At 68.2% G+C, this 26,739-nt stretch carries 23 protein-coding genes and 1 pseudogene; 19 read left to right on the top strand and 5 right to left on the bottom strand.

Annotation, left to right across the window (positions count from 1 at the left end; genetic code table 11):
• Nucleotides 1-31 precede the first annotated feature (31 nt).
• Nucleotides 32-931: a 1,4-dihydroxy-2-naphthoate polyprenyltransferase gene (locus CLV29_RS10605; RefSeq protein ID WP_133754832.1), complete on the bottom strand. Its 900-nt coding sequence runs from the start codon at nt 929-931 to the stop codon at nt 32-34.
• Complete coding sequence (locus CLV29_RS16490) at nt 928-2,046, bottom strand: AMP-binding protein (RefSeq protein WP_133754831.1); 1,119 nt, start codon at nt 2,044-2,046, stop codon at nt 928-930. The genes CLV29_RS10605 and CLV29_RS16490 overlap by 4 nt, the downstream gene beginning before the upstream one ends.
• A gap of 64 nt (nt 2,047-2,110) precedes the next feature.
• On the opposite strand from CLV29_RS16490, the gene CLV29_RS10595 reads away from it, so the two are divergent.
• The 3 genes from CLV29_RS10595 (at nt 2,111) to poxB (ending at nt 6,647) form a co-directional block, all read left to right on the top strand.
• Nucleotides 2,111-3,091, top strand: coding sequence for an o-succinylbenzoate synthase (locus CLV29_RS10595; protein ID WP_279586469.1), 981 nt, complete (start codon nt 2,111-2,113; stop codon nt 3,089-3,091).
• Nucleotides 3,091-4,746, top strand: coding sequence for a 2-succinyl-5-enolpyruvyl-6-hydroxy-3-cyclohexene-1-carboxylic-acid synthase (gene menD / locus CLV29_RS10590; RefSeq protein ID WP_133754830.1), 1,656 nt, complete (start codon nt 3,091-3,093; stop codon nt 4,744-4,746). The genes CLV29_RS10595 and menD overlap by 1 nt, the downstream gene beginning before the upstream one ends.
• A gap of 182 nt (nt 4,747-4,928) precedes the next feature.
• On the top strand, nt 4,929-6,647 hold the full coding sequence (poxB, locus tag CLV29_RS10585; RefSeq protein ID WP_133754829.1) for a ubiquinone-dependent pyruvate dehydrogenase: 1,719 nt from the start codon (nt 4,929-4,931) through the stop codon (nt 6,645-6,647).
• 160 nt (nt 6,648-6,807) lie between these two features.
• Here poxB and CLV29_RS10580 read toward each other — a convergent pair whose 3' ends face one another.
• Genes CLV29_RS10580 through CLV29_RS10570 form a run of 3 tightly spaced genes read right to left on the bottom strand, consistent with a single transcriptional unit; the run spans nt 6,808 to nt 9,602 of the window.
• Nucleotides 6,808-7,023, bottom strand: a complete 216-nt coding sequence (locus CLV29_RS10580; protein WP_133754828.1) for a hypothetical protein — start codon at nt 7,021-7,023, stop codon at nt 6,808-6,810.
• Between the two features lie 57 nt (nt 7,024-7,080).
• Nucleotides 7,081-8,793, bottom strand: a complete 1,713-nt coding sequence (locus tag CLV29_RS10575) for a TM0106 family RecB-like putative nuclease (RefSeq protein ID WP_133754827.1) — start codon at nt 8,791-8,793, stop codon at nt 7,081-7,083.
• Entirely contained in the window at nt 8,790-9,602 is an 813-nt protein-coding gene (locus CLV29_RS10570; protein WP_424991529.1) for a demethylmenaquinone methyltransferase, read from the bottom strand. Before CLV29_RS10570 ends, CLV29_RS10575 begins: the two co-directional genes overlap by 4 nt.
• Nucleotides 9,603-9,736: 134 nt before the next feature.
• Between CLV29_RS10570 and ccmA the strand changes: the two genes are divergently transcribed.
• From ccmA to nuoL, 16 genes and pseudogenes are all read left to right on the top strand, one after another.
• Complete coding sequence (ccmA, locus tag CLV29_RS10565) at nt 9,737-10,381, top strand: heme ABC exporter ATP-binding protein CcmA (RefSeq protein ID WP_133754826.1); 645 nt, start codon at nt 9,737-9,739, stop codon at nt 10,379-10,381.
• Entirely contained in the window at nt 10,378-11,961 is a 1,584-nt protein-coding gene (locus CLV29_RS10560) for a DUF6297 family protein (protein WP_133754825.1), read from the top strand. The genes ccmA and CLV29_RS10560 overlap by 4 nt, the downstream gene beginning before the upstream one ends.
• A gap of 142 nt (nt 11,962-12,103) precedes the next feature.
• Nucleotides 12,104-12,409: a hypothetical protein gene (locus CLV29_RS10555; protein WP_133754824.1), complete on the top strand. Its 306-nt coding sequence runs from the start codon at nt 12,104-12,106 to the stop codon at nt 12,407-12,409.
• Nucleotides 12,410-12,577: 168 nt separating this feature from the next.
• The gene (locus CLV29_RS10550) at nt 12,578-13,840 is read left to right on the top strand and encodes a geranylgeranyl reductase family protein (RefSeq protein WP_243831893.1); all 1,263 of its coding nucleotides are present in this window, start codon (nt 12,578-12,580) and stop codon (nt 13,838-13,840) included.
• Between the two features lie 46 nt (nt 13,841-13,886).
• On the top strand, nt 13,887-14,249 hold the full coding sequence (locus tag CLV29_RS10545; RefSeq protein WP_133754822.1) for an NADH-quinone oxidoreductase subunit A: 363 nt from the start codon (nt 13,887-13,889) through the stop codon (nt 14,247-14,249).
• Between the two features lie 48 nt (nt 14,250-14,297).
• Nucleotides 14,298-14,852, top strand: a complete 555-nt coding sequence (locus CLV29_RS10540; RefSeq protein ID WP_133754821.1) for a NuoB/complex I 20 kDa subunit family protein — start codon at nt 14,298-14,300, stop codon at nt 14,850-14,852.
• Nucleotides 14,849-15,658, top strand: a complete 810-nt coding sequence (locus CLV29_RS10535) for an NADH-quinone oxidoreductase subunit C (protein WP_133754820.1) — start codon at nt 14,849-14,851, stop codon at nt 15,656-15,658. Before CLV29_RS10540 ends, CLV29_RS10535 begins: the two co-directional genes overlap by 4 nt.
• Complete coding sequence (locus tag CLV29_RS10530) at nt 15,658-17,013, top strand: NADH-quinone oxidoreductase subunit D (protein WP_133754819.1); 1,356 nt, start codon at nt 15,658-15,660, stop codon at nt 17,011-17,013. The genes CLV29_RS10535 and CLV29_RS10530 overlap by 1 nt, the downstream gene beginning before the upstream one ends.
• Nucleotides 17,010-17,753 carry an NADH-quinone oxidoreductase subunit NuoE gene (gene nuoE / locus CLV29_RS10525; RefSeq protein WP_133754818.1) on the top strand — a complete coding sequence of 248 codons (744 nt, stop codon included), beginning with the start codon at nt 17,010-17,012 and terminating at the stop codon, nt 17,751-17,753. Before CLV29_RS10530 ends, nuoE begins: the two co-directional genes overlap by 4 nt.
• Nucleotides 17,746-19,068, top strand: a complete 1,323-nt coding sequence (gene nuoF, locus CLV29_RS10520) for an NADH-quinone oxidoreductase subunit NuoF (RefSeq protein WP_133754817.1) — start codon at nt 17,746-17,748, stop codon at nt 19,066-19,068. Before nuoE ends, nuoF begins: the two co-directional genes overlap by 8 nt.
• Nucleotides 19,065-21,527, top strand: coding sequence for an NADH-quinone oxidoreductase subunit G (locus CLV29_RS10515; protein WP_133754816.1), 2,463 nt, complete (start codon nt 19,065-19,067; stop codon nt 21,525-21,527). The genes nuoF and CLV29_RS10515 overlap by 4 nt, the downstream gene beginning before the upstream one ends.
• Nucleotides 21,527-22,930: an NADH-quinone oxidoreductase subunit NuoH gene (gene nuoH / locus CLV29_RS10510; protein ID WP_133754815.1), complete on the top strand. Its 1,404-nt coding sequence runs from the start codon at nt 21,527-21,529 to the stop codon at nt 22,928-22,930. The genes CLV29_RS10515 and nuoH overlap by 1 nt, the downstream gene beginning before the upstream one ends.
• Entirely contained in the window at nt 22,930-23,544 is a 615-nt protein-coding gene (gene nuoI / locus CLV29_RS10505) for an NADH-quinone oxidoreductase subunit NuoI (protein ID WP_133754814.1), read from the top strand. Before nuoH ends, nuoI begins: the two co-directional genes overlap by 1 nt.
• Nucleotides 23,541-24,311: pseudogene (locus CLV29_RS10500) on the top strand (NADH-quinone oxidoreductase subunit J); the annotation flags it as partial. The gene nuoI and the pseudogene CLV29_RS10500, both read left to right, overlap by 4 nt.
• 206 nt (nt 24,312-24,517) lie before the next feature.
• Complete coding sequence (gene nuoK / locus CLV29_RS10495; protein WP_133754812.1) at nt 24,518-24,817, top strand: NADH-quinone oxidoreductase subunit NuoK; 300 nt, start codon at nt 24,518-24,520, stop codon at nt 24,815-24,817.
• A 12-nt stretch (nt 24,818-24,829) separates the two neighbouring features.
• Entirely contained in the window at nt 24,830-26,734 is a 1,905-nt protein-coding gene (nuoL, locus tag CLV29_RS10490) for an NADH-quinone oxidoreductase subunit L (RefSeq protein ID WP_133754811.1), read from the top strand.
• Nucleotides 26,735-26,739: the final 5 nt, after the last annotated feature.

The following is a 26,739-nucleotide window of genomic DNA, read 5'->3' as shown; positions in this document are numbered from 1 at the left end:
GGGGGATCGACTTCTCAGAGGGATCGCCTTCTCAGAGGGAGCCGAGGAGAAGACCGGCCAGCAGGCCGAGGGCGCAGACCAGTTCGGCGATCCCGGTCGCCTTCAGCACCCCGATCAGTTCCCTGCCGCCGGCACCCCGCAGCAACCGCCGCGTACCGGGCGCGACCACCACACAGAAGATCAGTGAGAGCAGCGCCCACCAGGTGGTCGACCCGGCCAGCCAGACGCAGCACAGTGCCGCGATGACGACCATGATCAGGTACCCGAGCCGTGCTCGGCGCTCGCCCAGTCGTACCGCCAGGGTGTGTTTGCCCGCCTCGGCGTCCCCGGCGATGTCGCGGATGTTGTTCGCCATCAGGATCGCGCAGGCGAGCAGCCCGATCGCGGTCGAGGCGAGCAGGCACTGCCCGATCACCGCGGCGCCGAACCCGGTCTGCACCAGTGCCGTCCCGGAGGTCGCGACCAGCCCGAAGAAAACGAAGACGAACACCTCACCCAGACCCGAGTAACCGTACGGGCGCGATCCGCCGGTGTAGTACCAGGCAGCCAGGATCGAGAACGCGCCGATGATCAGCAACCACCACCAGCCGGTCACCGCGGTGATCACCAGTCCGGTCAGCGCGCCGAGCGCGAAACAGCCGAAGGCGGCGAACTTCACCCGGCGGGGTTCCACCAGACCCGAACCGACCAACCGCAGCGGCCCGACCCGCTCGGCGTCGGTCCCGCGGATCCCGTCGGAGTAGTCGTTGGCATAGTTCACCCCCACCTGCAGGGAGAGGGCCAGGAGCAGGCACAACAGCGCCAGCAGCGGATCGAAGGCGTCGTGGAAGATCGCCAGGCCGGTACCGGCGGCCACCGGTGAGATCGCCGCCGGCAGGGTACGCAGGCGCGCCCCCTCCACCCAGTCGGCCAGGGTCGCAGACCGGCTCACCGGCGTTCCTCCTCGATCATCGGCCAGTTCTCGATCAAGGACCGGCGGTCGGGTTTCCCGCTGCTGAGCAACGGTAGCTCGTCGACCCGGCCGAGCCCACGGGGCAGGGCAGCCGGCTCGACGAGGTCGGTCAGTCGGTCCCGCAGTGCTGTCAGCCCGATCGGAGCGGTCGTGGCGACCACCACCCGCTGACCCCATTCGGGGTCGGGAACCCCCAGGGCGACTGCCCGGCCGGGGCCCAGGCCGTCGGTGGTCAGGCCGTCCAGCCGGGTCTGCAACCGGGCGAGGTCGACGTTCACCCCGCCGGAGATCACCACGTCGTCGACCCGACCGAGGACGCGCAGCCGGTCACCGGCCAGTTCACCGCGATCGCTGGTGACGAACCAGCCATCGGCCAGGACCCGGGCGGTCAGTTCGGGCTGCAGTCGATACCCGTCGAACAGCATCGGCCCGCGTAGTTCGATCCGCTGCCCGGCACCGATCCGTACCTCGGTGATGTCCAACGGTGAACCGTCGTACACACACCCTCCGCAGGTCTCCGACATGCCATAGGTGGTGCGTACCCGCACCCCTTGTGCGGTCAATCTGTCCAGCAGTTCGCCGCCGGCTGCGCCGCCACCGAGGAGGACGGCGTCGAAGGCCGCCAACCGCTCCAGTACGGCGGGCTGCTGCAGGGCACGGGCGGCCTGGGTGGGGACGATCGACAGATAGTTGCGGCCACCGGCGACGGGGTGGAGGTCGTCGAGGTCACTGCGCACGGTGAGCACCTGTGCATCCGAGACGATCGCCCGGGCGATCACCATCAACCCGGCCACGTAGTGCGCGGGCAGCGCGAGATGCCAGGCACCCGGACCGCCCAGACTGCGCAGGGTCGACTCTGCCGAGGCGGTGATCGCTGCGGCGGACAGACAGATCCCCTTCGGCTGCCCGGTGGATCCGGAGGTGGTGACGATCACCGTGCCGGGAGCGGCGGGTTCGGCCGGCCGTACCGCACCGGTGATCGCCCGCGCTGCAGTGGTTCCGGACGGCAGCGGGAGCAACGCCGGACCACCGGCCAGGGTGCGCCGCAATGCCGGAACCAGCAGATCCGGATGGGTGGCGTCGACCGTCAGCACCCCGACACCTTACGCCGACACCGAGCAGCCGGCTGCGAGAGCCGGCCGCGATAGGTTGGGTGCTGTGGAACACCACGAGTTGACCTGGCGTCTGGACATGTCGCTCCGATTCCGCGGCATCACCACCCGGGAGGGGATGTTGCTGCGCGGGCGCCGGGGTTGGGGCGAGTGGAGCCCCTTCCTGGACTACGACGGCCCCGAGCTGGTGCCGTGGCTGGCTGCCGCACACGAGGCCGCCGAGGAGGACTGGCCGACCCCGTGTCGCGACAGTGTCCCGGTGAATGTGACCGTACCGGCGGTCGGGCCCGAGCGGGCCGCGGCGATCGTCGCCGACTCCGGGTGCCGGACCGCGAAGGTGAAGGTGGCCGAGGCCGGGCAGGGCTTCGCCGAGGACCTCGACCGGGTCACCGCGGTCCGCTCGGCCCTGGGCCCGCACGGTGCGGTACGCCTCGATGCCAACGGCGCCTGGACCGTCGAGCAGGCCGCCGAGGCGATCGGCCGGCTGCGGCACCTGGACGTTGAGTACGTCGAACAACCCTGCCGCAGCGTCACCGAGCTCGCCGAGTTGCGACGTCGGCTGGCACGCCACGGGATCGACGTGGCCATCGCCGCCGACGAGTCGATCCGTCGCAGTGGTGACCCCGAGCGGGTGGCCGAGCTCGAAGCCGCCGATGTGGCGGTGTTGAAGGTGCAGCCCCTCGGTGGGGTACGGGCCTGTCTGGAACTCGCCGAGCGTCTGGGGCTGCCGGTGGTCGTCTCCAGCGCCTTGGAGTCCTCGGTCGGTCTGGCCGCCGGGGTGGTCCTGGCAGCAGCCCTGCCGAGGCTCCCGTTCGCCTGCGGGCTGAACACCTCGGCGCTGTTGATCGGTGACCTGGTGAGCGAACCACTGGCCACCGTCGACGGCCGGATCGAGGTGCAGCAGGCACTGGTGATGCGGGAGAAGGTCGATCCGTCGCTGTGCCTGGCCGGCCCGGCGGATGCCGAACGCTGGCGACATCGGCTCGGTGCGACGAGTCGGCTGAGCCGGATCGGGGCGGGGCAGTAGTGGCAACCGCAATCGAGACGGCCAAGATCATCTGTGCGGAGTTGATCAACTCCGGGGTGCGCGATTTCGTCCTCGCCCCGGGTTCGCGCAATGCACCGTTCGGCTTCGCGGCCTTCGCCGCCGAGCAGCGCGGCGAGATCCGGCTCCATGTGCGGATCGACGAACGCTCGGCCGGTTTCACCGCGCTCGGTCTCAGCGTAGGCACCGATTCCCCGGTGGTGGTGATCACCACCTCCGGTACGGCGGTGGCGAATCTGCACCCGGCCGTGCTGGAGGCAGCCCATGCGGGGCGGCCGTTGATCGTCATCAGTGCCGATCGACCTGCCACGCTGATCGGATCGGGTGCCAACCAGACCACGGTGCAGCAGGGGATCTTCGGCGCTGCCCTGCGCGGGATCTGGCAGCTCGCCGATGCCGACGACCAGCCCGAGCACTGGCGCTCGGCGGTCCGCCGGGCCGTGGTGGCGGCGACCGGGGTACGCGACCGCAGCCCCGGCCCGGTGCAGCTGAACGTCGCGTTGCGCCCGCCCCTGGTGCCGGGCGCAGCTGATCATGACCCGGTCGATGCGGGTCGTTTCGAGGGGCAGTCCCTGCCGCCGCCCGTACCGGCAGCCGTTGACGTCGCCGCACGGTCGGTGGTCGTCGCCGGTGACGCCTCGGCACCGACCGGCCGGCAGGCGGTCGAGTTGGCCCAGGCAACCGGTCTGCCGCTGCTGGCCGAGCCCTCCAGCAATGCCCGCCGGGGACCGGCGATCGGGACCTACCGGTTGCTGCTGCCCGGATTCGCGCCGGAGATCGAGCAGGTGATCTGCTTCGGCCATCCCACCTTGTCCCGACCGGTGCAGCAGTTGCTGGCGCGTACCGACCTGGAACTGATCATGGTCACCGAGACGGCCCAGTGGATCGATCCCGGGCTGGCGGTCGACCGGGTCGTCGACGCAGTGCAACCGCGCGGCCAGGGGGACCCGCAATGGCTGGCCCGGTGGCAGGGCGCCGATCGTGAACTGCGCCGGCGGATCACCGCCGAGGAGTCCGCGGCGGGTACCGAACTCGGCGGGGCGCGGACGGCATCGATCTTCTGGTCGGTGCTCGCCGGCCTGGCCGAGGAACAGCTCGTGGTGCTCGGCTCCTCCCAGCTGATCCGCGATGTCGATCTTGCTCCGGTCGGGCCACATGCACCGCGGGTGCATGCCAACCGCGGACTGGCCGGGATCGACGGGACCGTCTCCACCGCCGTCGGTCTGGCGCTGGGGGCCGGTCACGCAGTGCACGCCCTGCTGGGCGACCTGACCTTCCTGCACGACCTCAACGGCCTGCTGATCGGCCCCGAGGAACCGCGTCCGGAGGTGCGGTTCGTCGTGGTGAACGACGACGGAGGAGCCATCTTCGGCACCCTCGAGCAGGGGGCTGTTGAACACGCGGATGCCTTCGAGCGGATCTTCGGCGCTCCCCACGGGTCTGGGTTGGCGCAACTGGTCGAGGGCTACCGGGCGCGCTACCGCCGGGTCGACACCGCCACCGACCTGGCCGCCGAACTGCGCCGACCTGTCCACGGGATCGAGGTGCTGGAGGTGGTGGTGGACCGCTCCGAACGCCGCGCCGAACAGCAGCGACTGCAGGATCTGGGCGCGCAGATCACGCTCTCGGCGAACTGAACCGGCGGTTGCCCCGGGTCGGGTTGAGTCCCGACGGGGAGTGGTAGGACTGGAGACGACGGCCAAGCAGATGTCCGGCCATCGAAGACGGCCGGTACCTCGGCCGCGTGCTCGACCCCGGCTCGCCCGTCGGGCAGGATGGGTACGGGGGTCAGCACGCTCACCACTTCGAGAGGACGATCATGGCAACCGCAGCCGACCACATTGTCGACACCTTGGCAGCGAGTGGGGTGAAGCGGGTCTATGGCATTCCCGGCGACTCCCTGAACGGTTTCACCGACAGTCTGCGCCGGGAGAAGACGATCGACTGGGTGCACGTGCGGCACGAGGAGGCCGCGGCGTTCGCCGCCGCCGCCGATGCCGCGGTGACCGGGGAGCTGGCCGTCTGTGCCGGTAGTTGCGGCCCGGGCAACCTGCATCTGATCAACGGTCTCTACGATGCCCATCGCTCCCGGGTACCGGTACTGGCGATCGCTGCCCAGATCCCCAGCGAGGAGATCGGGTCGAACTACTTCCAGGAGACCCGGCCCGAGCAGCTCTTCGCCGACTGCAGCGTCTTCACCGCCCACGTCGCCCACGCCGAGCAACTGCCTCGGATGTTGCGGCTGGCCATGCGGGCGGCCGTCCAGCAGCGGGGGGTCGCGGTGCTGGTGATCCCCGGTGATGTCGCCCTGGCCGAGTTGGAGGCCGAGACGCAGACGGTGGTCCGGGCCGAATCGGTCACCAGCCCGTCATTGACCGAGGTGGCCCGCGCAGCCGACATCCTGAACGGTGCGAAGAACGTCACCATCCTTGCCGGCGCCGGGTGCGCCGATGCGCACACCGAGCTGCTGGAGATCGCCGGCCGGTTGCAGGCGCCGGTGGTGCATGCCCTGCGGGGCAAGGAGTATGTCGAGCACGACAATCCCTACGACGTCGGTATGACCGGCCTGCTCGGATTCTCCTCCGGTTATCGCGCGATGGAATCGGCGGACGCGCTGCTGGTCCTCGGCAGCGACCTGCCGTACCAGCAGTTCTATCCGACCGCGAAGGTGGTCCAGGTCGACATCCGCGGTGAGAACCTCGGACGGCGTACCCCGATCGACGTCGGCCTGGTCGGTGACGTCGCAGCGACCGTGAAGGAACTGCTGCCGCTGGTGAAGGGCAATCGGTCGGATGCGCATCTGAAGCGGATGACCAAGCACTACCAGCGCACCCGCCAGGACCTCGACGAACTGGCCGCACCGAGCCGGCGTGGACGACCGATCCACCCGCAGTACCTGACTCGGTTGCTGAACCAGGGCGCCGCGGACGATGCGGTGTTCCTGCCCGACGTGGGTTCCCCGGTGGTGTGGGCGGCCCGCTACCTGACCATGAACGGTCGCCGGCGGCTGATCGGATCCTTCAGCCACGGGTCGATGGCCAATGCACTGTCCCAGGCGATCGGCGCTCAGGCCGCGGAGCCGCAGCGACAGGTGATCGCGCTGACCGGTGATGGTGGCCTGACCATGCTGCTGGGTGAGTTGATCACCCTCACCCAGAACAAGCTGCCGGTGAAGGTGGTGGTCTACAACAACTCGTCGCTGAACTTCGTCGAGCTGGAGATGAAGGCGGCCGGCATCGTCAACTTCGGCACCGAACTGGTCAATCCCGATTTCGCGACCATGGCTGAGGCGATGGGTATCCACGGCCGGCGGGTGACCGAGTCGAAGCAACTGCCGAAGGCGGTCGACGATTTCCTCGCCCACCCCGGCCCGGCCCTGCTCGACGTCGTCACCGAGCGTCAGGAGCTGTCGATGCCACCGGCGGTGACCGCGGCACAGGCGAAGGGATTCGCGCTCTATGCGATCCGGACCGTGCTCAGCGGCAAGGGCGATGAGCTGATCGATCTGGCGCGGACGAACCTGCGTCAGGTCTTCTGAGCCTCCGAGCGCGGGCTGCCGACATGATCGGGCCCGGCATGATCACACCAGAGGTGATCATGCCGGGACCGATTGTCGTATCGGATGTCGTGTCGGACGGGTGCGCCGGCCAGATCGACCCGAACCGTTCTGCAAGGCGATGGCGACCGATGTCGGCGGTTCAGCCGTGGTCGACCGAATCCGGATCGGGGTGCCGCGGTCGGATCATCGTGAAGATCAGCAACGCCACTCCCAGCCCGGCGATCACCAGACCGGACACCAGCAGGACCTTGGAGGCGACACCGGTCAGGTTGGCCGCGAGGATCGAGGCCAGGGCGGCCCCGACGATGATCAGTCCGAGCGAGCCGAACAACCGCACGGGATAGGTGTCACGCATGCTCGCAGCGTACCGCCAGTCGAGCGGGCGAGGCTCCGCCTGCTGTTGCGATCCGGCTCACTGTTCCCGCAGCCATCGGCGCAGCTCGAAGGTCGCGATCACGTCGTCCTCGTTGTAGGCCAGCACCCGTCGGCGGGCGGTCTCCCGCTCGACCGGGTCGGCGGCATGGGCGGCGGTGTCGAACCAGGTCAGCGAGTTCAGCCCGCCCGGATCGGCGTCGCGCCAGTGGAAACCGGCGCCCTTGGTGGCAACGGTCTTCAGGCCCAGCCCGTGGGCGCCGAAGAAGTGGTCGGCGACCACCCGGAACAGGTCGCAGAAACCGTCCTTGGCGAACTCCAGCCCCCAACGCAGGTCAGGATCGCCCTCGGCGGCCAGCCGTCGCAACTGGACCACCTCGTAGTCGGAGTAGTGGTAGACCCGGACCGAACGACCGGTGTCGGTCAACGAGCGCAGCCACCGCATGGCGCGGGCGCCGAGCTCACGTTCGGCGTCGGCGTCCAGTTCGTGCCAGGCGGAGAACTCGACGAAGGTCGGTGGCTCGTCACGGCCGCGGTCGTGGACCCGGAAACCCCACAGATAGACACGTTCGGCGCGGGAGGTCTCGATGTCGAAGTCGACCTCGATATCGGCCTGCGGGAGCTCGATCGGACCGTTGGTGATCCGCTCCAGCTCCACCCCGCGGGCGAGCAGACGGGCCCGCCGGGCGGCCATCTCGATCCGGCGTTCGGCACCGTGGCGGTGCCGGACCCGGGGCAGGTAGTCGATCTTCAACAGGTCGAGATCGGCGTTCATCAGGTCGTGGGTCGTCTCCACCCCGAGGGTGCGCAAGGCCGCGATCTCCCGCACATCCAGCGGGGCCTTGTCGATCCGTACCGACAGGTCATCGGAATCCAACTGGTCGCGGCAGACCTGCCACCATTGGCAGTTGTCGCATTCGCGGACCCGGATCGGGCGGACCAGCGGTGGTGGGTCGTCGGCGGCGCCGGTACGGGACAGTGCCCGCTCGGCCACCCGTACCCGGAAGTCGTGCTCGTGGTCATAGCGCTGCAGCGGGCTGCGCAACCGCCAACCGGTCTCGCTGCTCGCCGAATAGGTACGGATGAACTCCTGGGTCAGGTCGACCCAGATCAGACCTTGGTCATCGGTGCTGATGATGGCCGCCCGGCCGGCCGAGTCAGGCGCCCAACCCGCCGCCTGCAGCATCCGCCAGTGGTGGCTCGCCTCCAGCAAGGTGGCCTGCTGGCGCGACCGTACCGAAAGGTCGGCGCGGCCGCGGGAACAGGCGAACTGTGGCGAGCCCAGCGGTGCCAGCCGTACCACCGAACCCCGGCGGGACTCACTTGCCTTCGACTGTCGCAATCGTTCGAGCACCTTGCTGAATCGCGTCAGCACCGGGTAGTAGCCAGGTGATCCGTCCCGCCGGTTCGGACCCCGCAACAGCGCGGTCGGTCCTCCCCGGCGGTGACCGACGAGATCACTGGGCAGCAGCGGCGCGACGATCAGCACCGTGCTCGCGTGGACCGCTTCGGCGGTGGCAGCGCGCCGATCGGTGGATTCGCGCAGATCGATCGAATCGGTGATGGCGCCGAGCAGTTCGTCGCAGGCGAGCCGGCGATGCTCGGTGCCACCGATGAACGCCTCGTTGACGATCTCCTCGTTGGCCGCCTCGACCAGGTCGACGACCGGCAGCGAGATCGTGCGGTCGAACTGGTTGTGGGTCTTCACCGCACACGAGCGGGCGGCGTAGGCGTCGAGCAGCAGGCGGGTCATGCGATCGCGCGGTGGATGGCGACTGCCCCACCGGCGAGGTTGTTCCAGGCGATGTCGTGCCAACCGGCCCGCTGCATCAGCTCGGCCAGTCCAGGCTGGTTCGGCCAGTCCCGGATCGACTCGATCAGATAGTTGTAGGCAGCAGGGTTGGACGACATCGCCCGCGACACCAGGGGCAGGGCCGTCTGCAGGTAGAAGTCGTAGAGCCGTCGGAACGGCTCCCAGGTCGGGGTGGAGAACTCGCAGACCACGAGCTTTCCGCCTGGGCGGGTGACCCGGCGGAACTCGGTAAGTGCGGCGACGGTGTCCTCCACATTCCGCAGCCCGAAGGAGATGGTCACCACATCGGCCACCTCGTCACCGAAGGGCAGGGACAGTGCGTCACCGGCCAGGAAGGGCAACTCCGGATGGCGCTGCTTGCCCACCTCCAGCATCCCCAACGACAGATCGACCGGGATCGCCGTGGCCCCGGCCTCGGTGAGCGGAATGGTGGAGGTGCCGGTGCCGGCGGCCAGATCCAGGATCCGCACCCCCGGCCGCGGATCGATCGCCCGCAGCACGGCCTTGCGCCACTGTTCGGTCAGGCCCAGGGAGAGCAGGTTGTTGGTCAGGTCATAGCGCCCGGCCACCTTGTCGAACATCGCCGCCACCTCGGTGCGGCGCTTGTTCAGGGATGCGCGGTAGCCATTCGGAGTCACCGGCCCAGTCTGGCAGACAAGACTGACGGGTTGAATCGTCGGCAGTTCACCGGCGCCGGAGGAGCCCTGCCCTCGCCTGTGCCCGGCCCGGTCGGACACGCCGAACGTCACACTGGATCGAGGATTCCCCGCGACCCGCCGCCACCAGGGGGTGCCCGGGTGATCGAGTGTGACGTTCGTCTTGGTGGTCTCGCCCGGAGCCACCCGAATCGAGGAATCGGGGCCGAAGCGGCACAATCGGCTGCATGGCCAAACGCGAGCTCGTGCTCGAGGTGAAGAAGCTGACCAAGCGGTACGGCTCGACCACCATCATCGACAACCTCAATCTCAGTGTCCGAGCCGGTGAGGCAGTGGCGCTCACCGGGCGCAACGGTGCCGGCAAGTCCACGGTGCTGCGCTGCCTGATCGGCGCCGACCGGGCCAATGAGGGCACGATCGAACTCGACGGGGTGGCGGTCAGCGAGACCGATCCGCAGATCCGCCGCAACCTGGCGGCGGTGATCGACGACCTCGACTTCTTCCCCGACCTCAGCGTGGTCGAACATCTCGACCTGCTCGCCCGTGCCCACGGGGTCGCCGATCCCGACGAGGTGGTCGACGCGGTGCTCCACGAGGTGCAGCTCGTGCCGCAGTCGGGGCAGCTGCCCGGCACCTTGTCCTCGGGACAGCGACGACGGTTGGCCCTGGCCACCGCCTTCGTCCGACCGGCCAAGCTGTTGGTCCTGGACGAGCCCGAACAGCGCCTCGACACCGAGGGTGTGGAGTGGCTGGCGCAACGCCTGCGGGCCGATCGGGCGGCCGGCACCGCGATCGTCATGGCGACCCATGACGAGATGCTCAGCCGACAGGTCGCGACCCGTACCGTCGAACTCGGCGAGCCACGCGGATGACCCGACAGATCGAGACCCACGGCCCCGATCCGCGGCTGGAGTCCGAACTCCGCGCTCAGATCAAGGAGTGGCGCCAGGGTCGCGCCACCAAGAAGCTCACCGAGGCCCTGTCCGATGCCTATGTCGCCTTGTTCGCGCTGGTGGTCTTCGGTGCCATGTTGGCCAATGTGCTGCTGAGCGCCCAGGTCAGCGCCGGGCAGTGCCTGGAGGGCGCCTGTGTCTCCGCCCGTACCCTGCTCCCGGTCGCGACCTGGGCCGGTCTCGGAGCCCTCGCACTCGCGGTGTCGCGGCTGATCGGGCCGGTGGTGGCCTCGGCGGCCGAGGGTTTCTGGTTGATGGATGCGCCGTTGAACCGAGGTCGGCTGCTCGCCAACCGGTTGTTCGCGGTGGTCGCTGCGACGGCCGGGACCGGCGCCCTCGCCGGTGCCCTGATCTCCCTGCTCACCGGTATCTCCACCGGCGGGGTGATCGCCTGGGCCGCAGCAACTGGCCTGTCGGCCGCGGCCCTGACCGCCTTCGCCGCGGCCGAACAGGGCGCCGAGCGCAGCTTCCTGGTCCGGGTCGCCGAGGCGGTGTTCGGCATCGTCGGGGTGGGTGCGGTGCTGTTGGTCGTCGGCATCGCCGCCGGCTGGGTGGATCTGCACGTCAGTTCCTCGGCCGAGACCGAGCTGGCCTTCGTGGTGGCCGGGCTGGCAGCGTTGCTGTTGATACTGGCACTGGTGGTGGCCCGCCGGCGGCTGCAGCATCTGCGGCGGGTACGGCTGACCACCGGTGGATCGCTGGCCAGCGGGTTGGCCGGATCCTTCTACGCCCTGGACTTCGGGCTCGCCCACGACATCCTGACCGAACAGCGCGCTCGTGAGCGTGGCCAGGTCCGGCCCACCCGGGGCAGTGGTACGGGCGCCGGCGCCCTGCTGTTGCGCGATCTGCAGCGGTTGCTGCGGCGTCCGCAGGTGCTGCTCGGTCCGCTGATCGCCGCCGTCGTCCCCTATGCCACCGGTGCGCTCGGCCTCGGTGCGGTCACCTCGCCCTTGGCCGCGGTGGCTCTGTTCCTGGCCCTGGTCCCGCTGTTCGGCGGGTTGCGGGTGCTGGCCCGTACCAGCGGGCTGGCCCGGATGCTGCCGATGCCGACCTCCCGGATCCGGATGGCCCAGTCGGCCATCCCGGCCGCCGTGGCGCTGGCCTTCGCGATCGCCACCGCACCGGCCTATGTCGGATTCGGCGTCGATGCCACCCGGACCCTGGGTGAGGCACTGCAGGTGTCACTGATGACCGCGGTGGCCGGTCTGCTCGGCGCGATCCGCTGGGTGACCGCCAAACCGGCGAACTACCAGGCACCCGCGGTCGCCAGCCCGGCCGGTGCCCTGCCGACGGGGATGATCGCGAATCTGGTGCGCGGTTTCGATGTGGTGCTCCTGGTGACGATCCCGCTCGTCTTCGGGCTGCCCGTGGTGATCTCGGTGGTGCTCGCCGTCGTCGTCGGCGCGGTGCTGATCACCGGCGGTATCGATGTCGAGGAGGCGCAGCGACAGCAGGCGGAGCAGCGCAAGGCGATGAACGCGGGCCGGGATCGCCGCTAGTCCGGCGGAGGGGTTCTGGGGCGAACATTCCTCCGGGGGTTGCAGAAGCCGATCGCGGGACTAGTGTTGCCGCTGGGTCACCTCGGGAGCGCGGGTCGCTGACGCCCGGGTGGTCGGTACGCAGCGCGACAGGACAGGACGAATGGAACCAGAACCCGGTGCGTGGATCCCCCCGGCACGTTCGGCAGGCTGGGGAGTGGACCGTGATCGCCCGGCCACGGGCGCCCGTGCCCGTCACGATGCCAACACCACCGACCCCGAGATCAATGGCCGGGTGGCCTATCTCGACGTTCCCGAGGGTGCGGTCGGCGTCGCCGCGCTGGTGAAGATCGAGGGCTCCGGCGGCGAGCATTGGGAGATCCAGACGGTCGGGATCAGTGACCATGAACTGCTCGGCGCATTGCGGGTGCAGATGGCGAAGCTGGAGCGGCACCTCGCCGACAGTTGACCTTGCTTCAATTAGGCAAGCCGATTGTTGGTTAAATGATCGTCGTTTTTCCTGGTCAGCCCACGATTGCCGGATGACTCGGGGGAGTGCGGTCGGCGGCCGGGTGGGCTTAGACTGTCCCCCATTGGTGAACGGATTCACAAGCGAGGTGGCAGGATGCCGGAACGGTTGGCGGCCGAGGCCGAAGCCGACGTGATCGTCGTCGGTGCAGGGCCTGCCGGGTCGACCGCTGCCGCCTACCTCGCCCGCCGCGGACTGGATGTCCTGCTGCTGGAGAAGTCGACCTTCCCCCGGGAGAAGGTCTGCGGCGACGGGCTGACCCCGCGAGCGACCCGCCAGTTGATCCGGCTCGGCATCGACACCAGCGAACAGGCCGGCTGGCTGCACAACAAAGGGTTGCGGATCTACGGCGGCTCCACCTCGTTCGAGCTTCCCTGGCCCGAGTTGACCGATTTCCCGCCCTACGGCCTGGTCCGTCCGCGCTCGGACTTCGACGACCTGCTGGCCCGGCATTCCGTGGCCGCGGGGGCGAAGATGCTGGAGAACTGCAATGTCACCTCTCCGGTGTTGGACGACCGTACCGGCCGGATCATCGGGGTACGTACCCGCGACGACCGGGTCTTCTCCGCGCCGCTGGTCGTCGCCGCCGACGGCAACTCCACCCGGCTGAGTGTGGCGATGGGTCTGGAGAAGAAGGACAACCGGCCGATGGGGGTCGCGGTCCGCGCCTACTACACCAGCCCACGGCACGATGACGACTACCTGGAATCCTGGCTGGAGCTGTGGGACGGCAAACCCGGGGCCTCGGATCTGCTGCCGGGGTACGGCTGGATCTTCGGCATGGGCGACGGTACCTCCAATGTCGGCCTCGGGATCCTGAACACCTCCTCGGCCTTCGGCAAGACCGATTACAAGGATCTGCTGAAGCGGTGGCTGGACAACACCCCGGCCGAATGGGGATTCCGCGACGAGAACCGGATCGGCAAGGTGCTCGGCGCGGCACTGCCGATGGGTTTCAACCGCACCCCCCACTACACCCGCGGACTGCTGCTGGTCGGCGACGCCGGCGGCATGGTGAACCCCTTCAACGGTGAAGGGATCGCCTATGCGATGGAGTCGGCGGAACTCGCTGCCGATGCGATCGCCGAAGCCCACTACCGCGGAGTGGGTACGGCCAGCGCAGAGCTGGCCCTGCAGGGCTACCCGACTGCACTGAAGCAGCGTCTGGGTGGTTACTACCGACTGGGCACGGTCTTCGTGAAGTTGATCGGTGACCCGCGGATCATGAAGTTGGCCACGAAGTACGGCCTTCCCCGCAAGACCCTGATGCGGTTCGTGCTGAAGCTGCTGGCCAATCTGACCGATTCGGCCGACGGTGACGCGATGGACCGGATCATCAACGGATTGTCGAAAGCAGCACCCTCGGTCTAGACCGAAACACCCGCTCACCAGTCAACGACGACTTGGAGGAACGAGCATGAACGACCCGTATGCACCGCTGCTGGTGCTGCTGGTGATCGCCGCCGCCTTCGTGGCGGTGTCGGTGATCACCAGCGTCCTGGTCGGACCGCAGCGGATGAACCGCGCCAAGTACGACTCCTACGAGTGCGGCATCGAGCCCACACCGCAGCCGATCGGCGGCGGCCGCTTCCCGGTCAAGTACTACGTCACCGCGATGATGTTCATCGTCTTCGACATCGAGATCGTCTTCCTCTATCCGTGGGCGGTCGCCAGTGATCAACTGGGCACCTTCGCCCTGGTCCAGGTCGTGATCTTCATTGCGATCGTGATGATCGCCTACTTCTACGAACTGCGGCGCGGAGGCCTGGAATGGGACTGATCACGAGCAACTGCATTCCCGCACCGCTTCGGCATCGAGGGGGCGTCCATGGGGGTTGAGGAGAAAGTTCCCAGCGGGTTCCTGCTGACCACCGTCGAGGGCTTGTTCGGTTGGATGCGGCAGGCCTCGTTCTGGCCGGCGACCTTCGGCCTGGCCTGTTGTGCGATCGAGATGATGACCTACGGTGCGCCACGCTATGACTCCGGTCGCTGGGGTCAGGAGGTCTTCCGGGCCTCCCCGCGCCAGGCGGACCTGATGATCGTCGCCGGCCGGGTGAGCCAGAAGATGGCCCCGGTGGTGCGACAGATCTACGACCAGATGCCGAACCCGAAGTTCGTGCTGTCGATGGGGGTCTGCGCCAGCACCGGCGGGATGTTCAACAACTACGCCATCGTCCAGGGCGTCGACCACATCGTACCGGTCGACATCTACGTACCCGGCTGTCCTCCGCGCCCGGAGATGTTGATCGATGCGATGTTCAAGCTTCGCGAACAGGTGCAGCAGACCAGGATCGGGATCCATGCGCGAGACCAGGCGATCGAGCGCGAGCAGCAGGCGCTGGCGGCGATCCCGATCAGCGAACAGAAGGGTCTGTTGCGATGACCGACCGGCCCGGACCGAAGACCCCCGACGAGGACCAGACGATCAAGGAGAAACCGCGCTCGGCCGAGCCCGGGCCGAAGGCCGGGATCGAGCGGGAGGATGCACCGGCCTCGGACCGGGTCGCCGAGGTGGCGGTCACCGAGCCCGGACCGGTCGGAGGGGTCGGTGGCAGCCCGAAGGTCCGCCACGGAATGTGGGGTGCCGGTCGCGGTTCCGGTGACACCAGCGGGTACGGCCGGATGCGCCGGATCATCGAACCACCGGCGCCGACGGCCCGCCCCTACGGCGGCTGGTTCGACGAGGTGGTGGACCGGATCGGCGAACTGCGCCCCGGGGCGATCGCCCAGGTGGTGGTCGACCGGGGCGAACTGACCCTGCTGATCCCGCGGGACCGATTGGGCGAGCTGGCCCCGGTGCTCCGCGATGATCCGTACCTGAGGTTCGAGCATTGCGCCTCGGTGTCGGGGGTCCACTACCCCGAGCACACCGGTGCGGAACTGCATGTGGTGCACCACCTGCAGTCGATGACCCACAACCGCCGACTACGGCTCGAGGTCACCTGCCCCGACGCCGACCCGCACCTCCCCTCGGTGGTGCCGACCTACCCCGCCGCGGACTGGCACGAACGCGAGACCTGGGACATGTTCGGGGTGGTCTTCGACGGCCATCCGGCGCTCACCCGGATCCTGATGCCCGACGACTGGCCGGGTCATCCGCAACGCAAGGACTATCCACTGGGAGGCATCCCGGTGGAGTACAAGGGGGCGACGATCCCGCCGCCGGACGAGCGCAGGAGCTACCTCTGATGGGCGCCACCACGAACGATCGCAGCGGTTTCGATCCCTATGCGACAGCCGGCGCCGAGGAAGGCACCGTCTACACCGCCGGCGGTGCCGACTGGGATGCCATCGTCGCTGCCCAGGCCGAACGTGGCGACGAGCGGTTGGTGGTCAACATGGGGCCGCAGCATCCCTCCACCCACGGTGTGCTGCGACTGATCCTGGAACTGGAGGGGGAGTCGGTGGTCGAGGCCCGCTGCGGCATCGGCTACCTGCACACCGGGATCGAGAAGAACATGGAGGTACGCAGCTTCACCCAGGGCGTCACCTTCTGTACCCGGATGGACTACCTGACCCCGCTCCACCAGGAAGCTGCCTATGTGCTCAGTGTCGAGCGGTTGTTGGGGATCGAGGACGAGATCACCGAACGGTCCAAGATCATCCGGGTGTTGATGATGGAGCTCAACCGGATCTCCTCCCATCTGGTCTGCATAGCCACCGGTGGCATGGAGATCGGCGCGCTGACGGTGATGACCATCGGATTCCGCGATCGGGAGATGATCCTGGACGTCTTCGAGGCCGTCACCGGGGTACGGATGAACCACGCCTACTTCCGGCCCGGTGGTGTCGCGGCCGACATCGATGATCATGGGATGACGAAGATCGCCGAGGCCATCGACTGGCTGGAGAGACGGCTGCCGGAGTACGCGGCCTTCTGCAACGAGAATCCGATCTTCATCGGCCGGCTCGGCGGCGTCGGCAAATTGGACCTCGCCAGTTGCATGGCGCTGGGGATCACCGGTCCGATGCTGCGCTCGGCCGACTTCGCCTGGGATCTGCGCAAACAGCAGCCCTACTGCGGTTACGAGACCTACGAGTTCGACGTATCCACCTGGGACACCGCTGATGCCTACGGTCGCTTCCGGGTCCGGCAGGAGGAGATGTGGCAGTCCCTGCGGATCGTCAAACAGGCCTATGAGCGCCTGCAGTCCACGCAGGGGCAACCGGTGATGGTCGACGACCCGAAGATCGCCTGGCCGGCCCAGCTCTCGGTCGGTACCGACGGCATCGGCAACTCACCAGAACACATCAGGCACATCATGGGCGAGTCGATGGAGGCGCTGATCCATCACTTCAAGCTGGTCACCGAGGGGTTCGCCGTGCCGGCGGGGCAGGCCTACGTACCGATCGAGTCGCCGAAGGGTGAGATGGGTGCCCATGTCGTCTCCGACGGCGGCACCCGGCCGTGGCGGGCGCATTTCCGTGACCCCAGTTTCAACAACCTGCAGGCGGTTCCCGCGGTCTGCGAGGGCGGCATGGTCTCCGACGTGGTGGTGGCGGTCGCCTCCATCGATCCGGTGATGGGAGGGGTCGACCGATGAAGTTCACCACCTACTTCCCCGAGTCCGGGGGCTACGACATCACCGGGGAGCAGCGCGCTCTCGCACCGGAGGTGATCGGTGAGCTGGAGCAGATCGCCGACCGCTATCCGCGCCGGCGTTCGGCCCTGTTGCCGATGCTGCACCTGTGCCAGAGCGTGCAGGGAAGGATCACCACCGAGGGCATTGAGGCCTGTGCCGACATCCTCGGCATCAGCACCGCCGAGGTCAGCGGGGTCGCCACCTTCTACACCATGTACAAGCGCAAACCGGTGGGCAAGCACCTGGTCGGGGTCTGCACCACCGCCTTGTGCGCGATCATGGGCGGCGACGAGCTGCTCGCCCAGCTGCAGGCCGAGCTGGGGATCGGCATCGACGAGACCACCGCCGATGGCAAGATCACCTTGGAGCAGATCGAGTGCAACGCCGCCTGTGACTACGCCCCGGTGATCATGGTCAACTGGGAGTTCTTCGACCGGATGGACCCGGTCTCGACCGATGCCCTGGTCGAAGCCCTGCGTAGCGACCAGCCGATCAGCTCGACCCGGGGTGCGGAGATCACCAGTTGGCGCGAGGCCGAGCGGGTACTCGCCGGTTTCCCCGACGGCCGGGTCGATCAGGGGCCGACCGCGGGGCCGGCTTCGCTGCTGGGGGTGCGCCTGGCGGCCGAGAACGGCTGGTCGGCGCCCTCGCCGACCGCAGTCGTGGAGGCCGACGAGGCATCGGAGGCCGACCATGGCTGATCCGATCACCCCGGTGCTGACCGCCGACTGGGGTACCGAGCGGGCCTGGCAGCGGCAGGTCTATGAACGCCGGGGCGGGTACGGAGCCCTGCGCAAGGCCTTGCAACTGACCCCGGAGGAGGTGATCGAGAAGGTCAAGGCCGCCGGACTCCGCGGCCGCGGCGGGGCCGGATTCCCCACCGGTGTGAAGTGGTCGTTCATCCCCAAGGACAATCCGAACCCGACGTACCTGGTGGTCAACGCCGACGAGTCCGAACCCGGTACCTGCAAGGATATCCCGCTGATGATGGCCACCCCGCACACCCTGGTCGAGGGGGTGATCATCGCGGCCTACGCGATCGGTGCGGCACATGCCTTCATCTACGTCCGGGGTGAGGTGCTGCAGGTCACCCGCCGGCTGCAGGCAGCCGTGGCCGCAGCCCGCACCGCCGGGTACATCGGCACCGACATCCTGGGATCCGGTTACGACCTGCAGGTGACCGTGCACAGCGGTGCCGGTGCCTACATCTGTGGTGAGGAGACGGCCCTGCTCGACTCCCTGGAGGGGCGACGGGGACAGCCGCGGCTGCGCCCGCCGTTCCCGGCCGTGGCCGGTCTGTACGCCTGTCCGACGGTGATCAACAACGTGGAGTCGATCTCCTCGGTGCCGAGCATCATCGCCAACGGGGAGCAGTGGTTCGCCGCCATGGGTACGGAGAAGTCGAACGGGATGACCATCTACTCCCTGTCGGGTCACCTGGCCAATCCCGGTCAGGTCGAGGCGCCGATGGGGATCACCCTGCGGCAGCTGTTGCAGCTCACCGGAGGCGTGCGGCAGGGGCACCGGCTGAAGTTCTGGACCCCGGGTGGCTCGTCCACCCCCATCCTCACCGCCGAACACCTGGACCTGCCACTGGACTACGAGTCGATGGCCGGCGCCGGAACCATGCTCGGCACCAAGGCACTGCAGATCTTCGACGAGACCACCTCGGTGGTCCGCAGCACGCTGCGGTGGATCGAGTTCTACAAACACGAGTCCTGCGGCAAGTGCACCCCCTGCCGGGAGGGCACCTGGTGGCTGGTGCAGGTCCTGATGCGGATCGAGGCCGGACAGGGTGAGGAGGGTGATGTGGAGAAGCTGCTCGACCTGTGCGAGAACATCGGCGGTCGTTCCTTCTGCGCTCTGGCCGACGGGGCCGTCGGCTGTCTCACCTCGGCGATCAGGCACTTCCGTGAGGAGTTCGAAGCCGGCTATCACACACCGGCCTGGGAGCTCTTCCCGTACCGGCGCAGTGCGCTGTTCGAGCTGCCCGAACGGGTCGGAGGTGCCCGATGACCCTCACCAGCAGCAGCCGCGGCACCGACGAACAGGGTGCGCAGGTGGAGGAGCTGATCACGCTCACCATCGATGACACCGAGGTCTCGGTGCCGAAGGGAACCCTGCTGATCCGGGCTGCCGAGATGATCGGCACCGCGATCCCGCGGTTCTGCGACCACCCGTTGCTGGACCCGGTGGGGGCCTGTCGACAGTGCCTGGTGGAGATCCCCGATGCCGGCAATGGGCGGGGGATGCCGAAACCGCAGGCCTCCTGCACGGTCGAGGTCGCCCAGGGCATGGTCGTCCGGACCCAGGTCTCCTCCCCGGTGGCAGAGAAGGCGCAGCGGGGCATGATCGAACTGTTGTTGATCAACCACCCGTTGGACTGTCCGATCTGTGACAAGGGTGGGGAGTGCCCGCTGCAGAACCAGGCCCTGAGCGCCGGTGCCGGAGAGAGTCGGTTCGAGGCGGTGAAGCGTACCTATCCGAAACCGATCGCGATCTCGGCACAGGTGCTGTTGGACCGCGAACGGTGCGTGCTCTGTGCGCGGTGCACCCGGTTCTCCGAGCAGATCTCCGGTGACCCGTTCATCGCCCTGGTCGAACGCGGGGCGTTGCAGCAGGTGGGCATCTACGAATCCGAACCCTACGACTCCTATTTCTCGGGCAATGTGATCCAGATCTGTCCGGTCGGTGCGCTCACCTCGGCCGACTACCGATTCCGCGCCCGCCCGTTCGACCTCGTCTCCACACCGTCGGTGGGCGAGCACGACGCCTGTGGCTCGGCGATCCGGGTGGACCACCGACGGGGGACGGTGGTGCGCCGGCTGGCCGGTGACGATCCGGAGGTGAACGAGGAATGGATCACCGACCGGGACCGCTTCGCCTTCCGATCCTGGGCTGCCGAGGATCGCTTGGGCATGCCGCTGGTACGTCGTGACGGGGTGCTGCACGCCGCCTCCTGGCCGGAGGCGATCGACGTCGCCGTCGAGGGACTGCGGGCAGCCGGCAGCAATGTCGGGGTCCTCACCGGCGGCCGGCTGACACTGGAGGACGCCTACGGGTACGCCAAGTTCGCCCGCACGGTGCTGCGGACGAACTCGATCGATTTCCGGGCCCGGCCGATGACGCGCGAGGAGCAGGACTTCCTCGCCCGCGAGGTGGCGGGTCGGGGGCGGTCGGTGACCTTCGAGGACCTGGAACGGGCCGATCAGGTGCTGCTGGTCGGATTCGAACCCGAGGACGAGGCCGGAGCGGTCTTCCTCCGGCTCCGCAAGGCGTACCGCCGCAGCGGCCTGGCGATCACCACCGTGGCTCCGTTCGCCAGTTGGGGTAGCCGGAAGCTGGGCGCCCGGGTGCTGCCCACCGTTCCGGGTGCCGAGGCCCGCCGGCTCGACCAATGGGGTGAGGCCGACCTCGGGCCACGCTCGGTGATCATGGTCGGGGAACGGGCTGGGCTGAGCCCCGGTGCCCTGAACGCGGCGGCGAGGCTCGCCGATCGCACCGGCGCCCGACTGGTGTGGGTGCCACGCAGGGCCGGGGACCGCGGTGCGGTCGAGGCGGGATGTCTGCCCGGGCTGCTCCCCGGCGGCCGCCCGGTCGACGATCCGCGGGCACGGGTCGACACGACCGCGGTCTGGAAGGCCGAGCGGCTGCCGGCCGAACCGGGAATGAACGCGACCGACCTGCTGGCCGCCGCAGCCGGCGGTGAGCTCGCCGGGTTGGTGGTGGGCGCAGTGGAGTTGGCCGACTTCGCCGACCCGTGGCTCGCCCGGACCGCTGTGGCGCGGGCAGGATTCGTGGTCAGCATCGAGGCCCGCTTGTCGGAGGCGGCAACCAGGGCAGATGTCGTGTTCCCGATCGCCGACCTGACCGCACGCTCGGGGCACTTCCTGAACTTCGAGGGTCGCCGGCGGGAACTGAACCGTGCCGTCGCGGGACGCAATGCGATGACCGACCTGCGGATCCTGGCCGCCTTGGCCGATGCCTTCGGCCGGCCGCTGGGTATCCGCCACCCCGAGCCGGCGATGGCCGAGCTGGATGAGCTGGGGAAGTGGCGGCACGAGGACCTGCCGCAACCCGGTGTCGGGGTCGATGCCGCGCCGCCCGTACCGGAGCCGGGACAGGCCGTCCTGGCCAGCTGGCGGACCATGATCGACGATTCCCGGTCCAATGACGGTGCCGACGATCTCCTGGCGACCGCCCGGTCGCCACGATTGAAGCTCTCACCTGCAACCGCCACCGAACTCGGGCTCAGCGAGGGCAGCCTGGCCCGCGTCGGTGGTGACCCGCAGCGGCCCGGAGCGACGGTCGAGGTGATGATCCTGCCCGACCTGGTGGACCGGGTGGCCTGGCTGCCGTGGAACGCGCCCGGACTGCCACTGGCCGAACTGCTCGGCGTCGGACCCGGGGAACTGATCTCGATCGAGGCGCTCGGGCCGTCGGCCCCCACCGCTACTGGCAGGGGAGGGCAGTGATGAACGATCCGTGGTGGCTGGTGCTGGTCAAGGCCGTGGCGATCTTCGTCTTCCTGCTGTTGATCACGCTGTTCAACATCGTGTTCGAACGCAAGGTCGTGGGCCGGATGCAGCATCGCAAGGGGCCCACGATGAATGGCCCCGGTGGGTGGCTGCAATCCCTGGCCGACGGTATGAAACTGATGTTCAAGGAGGACTTCCGGCCGCGCAATGCCGACCGGATCGTCTTCAACCTAGCCCCGTTCCTGATCGCCATCCCGGCATTCACCGTCTTTGCGATGATCCCCTTCGGTGGCGAGGTGACCCTGCCCGGCGGGATCATCACCCGTTTGCAGTTGGCCGACTCCGAGGTCGGTGTCCTGCTGATCCTCGCCCTGGCCTCGATCGGCATCTACGGCATCGTGCTGGCCGGATGGTCCTCAGGGTCGACCTACTCCCTGCTCGGCGGCCTGCGGTCGAGCGCCCAGATGATCTCCTACGAGATCGCCATGGGGCTGTCACTGGTGGCGGTCTTCCTCTACGCGCATTCGATGTCGACCGCCAACATCGTCGAAGCCCAGGCCCAACCGCTGGTGCTGCCTTTTCTCGGCGTGGAGACACCGTTCCAGCAGTGGTACTGGTACCTGCTGTTGCCCTCGTTCGTCATCTACTGCATCTCGATGGTCGGTGAGACCAACCGGGCGCCGTTCGACCTGCCGGAGGCCGAGGGCGAGCTGGTCGGCGGATTCCACACCGAGTACTCCGGCATGCGGTTCGCGATGTTCTTCCTCGCCGAGTACATCAACATGGTGACCGTCTCGGCGCTGGCGACCACCTTGTTCCTCGGTGGTTACCTGCCGCCGTTCGACCTGCCGGTGCTGAACAACCCCTGGCTGGGCCCGGTCTGGTTCACCCTGAAGGTGCTGTCCCTGATCTTCGTCTTCATCTGGCTGCGGGGAAGTCTGCCGCGTTTGCGCTACGACCAGTTCATGAAGCTGGGCTGGTACTGGCTGATCCCGCTGTCGGTCCTCTGGCTGGTGATGGTCGCGGTGTTGCAGGCACTGACCGACCCGAACCGGGAACGGGAACCGGCACTGTTCGTCCTCGGTGTCGCACTGATCGTGATCCTCTTCCTGGTGATCATGTTCGGCGGCAAAGGCTCCGAACCCGATGTCGAGGACGGTGAGCTCGACCAGGTCGATGCCTCCGGGCGCTTCGACGCCTTCGCCGGCGGCTATCCCGTACCTCCACGGCACGGTCAGCAGTTGCCCGAACTCACCGGGGTGCTGGCCGGTGAGACCGAGAACCGGGGCTCGGGCGGAGGATCGGCGAGCACCCCACCGGCCGACCCGGCCTCCGGTGGCCGACCCGGGCCCATACCCGCGTCGGCGACCCCCGATCCGGACGAGCAGCAGGAGCACTGATGGGAATCTTCGACGCCTGGGCCGGATTCGGCGTGACCTTCAAGACCATGTTCGACAAGACCTTCACCGAGTCCTACCCCGAGGGACGCGGACGCGGGTACGGGCCCGGTTCGGCCGAGCAGGTGGGGGCGCCCCGTTTCCATGGTCGGCACCAGTTGAACCGCTGGGCCGACGGCCTGGAGAAATGCGTTGGTTGCGAACTGTGTGCCTGGGCCTGTCCGGCCGATGCGATCTATGTCGAGGGAGCATCCAACACCGACCAGGAGCGGTTCTCCCCCGGGGAGCGCTACGGGCGCGTCTACCAGATCAACTACCTGCGCTGTATCCTCTGCGGGCTCTGCGTCGAGGCCTGTCCGACCCGGGCGCTGACGATGACCCGGGAGTTCGAGCTCGCCGACAGCACCCGCGAATCGATGATCTACACCAAGGAGCGGCTACTGGCGCCGTTGCTTCCGGGGATGGAGGCACCGCCGCACGACCGCAGGCTGGGAGATGACGAACAGGCCTACTTTCTCGGTCTCCCCGGCACCGGGCAGAGCCAGCCACAGGTCGATGCGTACCGTGCGGAGCAGCGGCGGGACGAACAGCAGCCGACCCGGGGGCGGGGTCGATGAGTGTCTTGGCGACCGGGCAGGCGGCGGCGTTCTGGCTGCTGGCGCCGGTGATGGTGCTGGCGGCGATCGTGATGATCATGACCCGCAAACCGGTGCACTCGGCGCTCTGCCTGGCCACGGTGATGCTCTGTCTTGCGGTGCAGTACGCCGCCCTGGACGCCCCGTTCCTGTTCGCGGTGCAGATCATCGTCTACACCGGAGCGATCCTGATGTTGTTCGTGTTCGTGGTGATGCTGGTCGGCGTCGATTCCCGCGATTCCCTGGTGGAGGTGTTGCAGGGGCAGCGGGTGCTCGCCGGCCTGGCCGGGGCTGCGGTCCTGGCGTTGCTGGTCGGCGCGGTGGGCAGTGCCTTCACCACCGACCCGGTGGGCTTGAACCAGGTCGATTCCGCCGGGGGCACCAATGTCACCGCGCTTGCCGGGTTGATCTTCGGCCGCTACGTGATGATCTTCCAGGCTGCGGGTGCGCTGTTGTTGACCGCCACGGTCGCCGCCTTGATCCTGGCCCATCGGGAACGTCTCAGGACACCACCGGACCAGGCCGCCCGAATGCGTGGCCGGATGCAGCGCTATGCCGAGACCGGGGAACACCCCGGGCCGTTGCCGACTCCGGGTTACTACGCGCGTCGTACCGCGGTGGACGTCCCGGCTCTGCTGCCCGACGGCAGCCCCGCGCCGAACTCGGTCTCGCAGACCCTGAGGGCACGCGGGCAGGTGCTCGACCCCCGGCAGGTAGCGGCGCCGACTGCCCGGGTGATCGCTGCGCTGGATGACCCGCAGTCACGGGGGACGGACCTGGCGGTCGGCAACGATCACACCGACGGTCTCTCCGGGGCCCTGCCGCCGGCACCCGCACCGACAGCCACCTCCGCCGGCGGGGCACCGGAGCCGGCAGATCCGGATGCCGATACCGATCCGGGAACCGGTACGGGTCCGGCAACCGACAAGACGCCGGAACGCCCCGGAGGTGGGGCATGAGCTCGGACCCGTACCTGATCCTGGCCGCGATCCTCTTCAGCATCGGCCTGGTCGGCTTCCTGGTGCGCCGGAATGCGCTGATCATGTTCATGTCGGTGGAGTTGATGTTGAACTCGGCCAACCTGGTGCTGGTCACCTCCGCCCGACAGTGGGGCAACCTGGACGGCCAGGTCGCCAGCTTCTTCGTGATGGTGGTGGCAGCCGCCGAGGTGGTCGTCGGGCTGGCGATCATCATCACCATCTTCCGTACCCGCCGCTCGGCCTCGGTCGACGACGCGAACCTGTTGCGGAACTAGGACGGAGCTGCCATGGACACCTCTGCACCCGCCACCGGCCTGTTCGCCCTGTCGTGGTTGATGATCGCGGTCCCTCTCGCCTGCGCCGGTCTGCTCCTGCTCGCCGGGCGGATCGCCGACTCCTGGGGGCATCTGCTGGCCACCGCCGCCGTCCTCGGCTCGTTCGTGCTCGGCCTGGCGTTGTTCCTCGAGCTGCTCAGTCGGCCCGCCGCCGAGCGCTCGGTGGACGTCGGGGTGTACGAGTGGTTGAGCTCGGGGCGATGGACCATCACCGTCGGTCTGCTGATCGATCAGTTGTCGATCGTCTTCGCCTTGTTGATCACCGGGGTGGGTCTGTTGATCCACGTCTACTCCATCGGGTACATGTCCCACGACCCGGGTCGGCGCAGGTTCTTCGCCTTCTTGAACCTGTTCATCGCCGCGATGCTGCTGTTGGTGCTGGCCGACAACTACCTGGTGCTGTTCGTCGGCTGGGAGGGCGTCGGCCTGGCCTCCTACCTGCTGATCGGGTTCTGGCAACACAAACCCAGTGCGGCAGCAGCGGCCCGGAAGGCCTTCGTGATCAACCGGGTCGGTGACCTGGGCATGGTGGTCGCGATCATGGCGATGCTTGCCCTGTTCGGCTCCGTGGCATTCGGCGTGGTGGACGCCGAGGCAGCGTCGCTGAGCCCGTTCTGGGCCACCCTGATCGGGCTGATGCTGCTGCTCGGGGCCTGCGGGAAGTCGGCCCAGGTGCCGCTGCAGTCCTGGCTGCTGGATGCGATGGAGGGCCCGACACCGGTCTCGGCATTGATCCACGCCGCGACCATGGTCACCGCCGGTGTCTACCTGGTGGTACGCGGCCACGCGATCTTCGAGACCTCCGAGATCGCCACGAGCGCGGTCGTCGTGGTCGGTACGGTCACCTTGCTGGCCGGTGCCTGGATCGGTTGTGCCAAGGACGACATCAAGAAGGTGCTGGCCGGTTCGACCATGTCCCAGATCGGCTACATGATGGTCGCCGCCGGGCTGGGCCCGGCCGGATACGCCTATGCGATCTTCCACCTGCTCACCCACGGGTTCTTCAAGGCGAACATGTTCCTCGGCGCCGGCTCGGTGATGCACGCGATGGACGACGACGTGAACTTGCGGCATTACGGCGGCCTGGCCAGGTTGCTGCCGATCACCAGCTTCACCTTCGGCATCGGCTACCTGGCGATCATCGGTTTCCCCTTCCTGTCGGGGTACTACTCCAAGGACCACATCATCGAGGCAGCCTTCGCGCACAACCGGCTGGTCGGGGTGCTGGCGATGATCGGCGCGGCGGTGACGGCCTTCTACATGACTCGGTTGATGCTGATGACCTTCGTCGGGAGCCGGCGTTGGCGCAAGGGTGCCCATCCACACGAGTCGCCGGCAGTGATGACCGTTCCGTTGATCATCCTCGCAGTGCTCTCGGCCGTGGCAGGTCTGGTGCTGAACAACCGGATCGGCGAATGGCTGTCCCCAGCCCTGGGCATCGAACCGCACCACACCAGCTATCCGGTGCTCGCGCTCAGCCCGGTCGCGGTGATCACCCTGCTGTTGGTCGCCCTCGGCGTGCTGGTCGCCTGGCTGGTGTTCGGGCCACGCAGGCAGATCGCCGCCCGGGCGCCCGAGCACCGGAATCCGGTCACCGCGGCCGGGGCCGACGATCTCTACGGCGATGCGCTGGCCGCAGCGTTGGTGGTGGCACCGGCCGAAGCGGTGTCGAAGGCCCTGGTCAGGATCGACAACCGCGGGATCGACCGGTTGTTCACCGGAACCGGGCAGACCCTGTCCGGTCTGGGCGAGGTGATCCGCGGGGTGCAGAACGGCTACGTCCGCAGCTACGCCCTGGTGATGGTGATCGGCGCCCTGGCGGTCGCTGCGGTGCTGATCCTCGGTCGGCTGGCCTGAGAGAG

The organism is Naumannella halotolerans (assembly GCF_004364645.1).
In the GTDB taxonomy this organism is placed as follows: domain Bacteria; phylum Actinomycetota; class Actinomycetes; order Propionibacteriales; family Propionibacteriaceae; genus Naumannella; species Naumannella halotolerans.
The sequence above is the reverse complement of the archived record's forward strand: the minus strand, read 5'-3'. Positions and strand labels throughout refer to the sequence as shown.